Annotated in this window: 1 pseudogene; it reads left to right on the top strand. The window is 34.1% G+C overall.

Annotated features, from left to right (window positions below):
• Positions 1-53: 53 nt before the first annotated feature.
• A pseudogene (locus KHA85_RS20735) lies at positions 54-334 on the top strand (hypothetical protein); the annotation flags it as partial.

Here is a 334-nt window from a genome sequence, read left to right as displayed (position 1 = left end):
GGTAAAAAATGAAAGGACTAACAAGATTTGTTTCTGTTTTTGCAATTGCAGCTATGACAGTATCTTTAGTAGGATGCGGTGGCGGAAATAGTGAAAGCAGTGATGAAAAGGTATTTCGTTTTGGACAATCTAATCCAAAAGTTGGATTAGATATGCAAACAAATTCTAATTCAGGAGCATCATCAGTTGCTGATAATGTTGTTGAAAGTTTGATGCGTTGGAATGACGATAATGAAGAAGAATGTGTGTTGATTACGGATTTTCCAACGGTATCAGAAGATGGATTAACTTATTCTTTTGAATTAAAAGAAGATGTTAAGTTTAGTGATGGAAC

Origin of the sequence: Dietzia massiliensis (assembly GCF_018390595.1) — a bacterium.
Taxonomy (GTDB): domain Bacteria; phylum Actinomycetota; class Actinomycetes; order Mycobacteriales; family Mycobacteriaceae; genus Dietzia; species Dietzia massiliensis.
The sequence above is the reverse complement of the archived record's forward strand: the minus strand, read 5'-3'. Positions and strand labels throughout refer to the sequence as shown.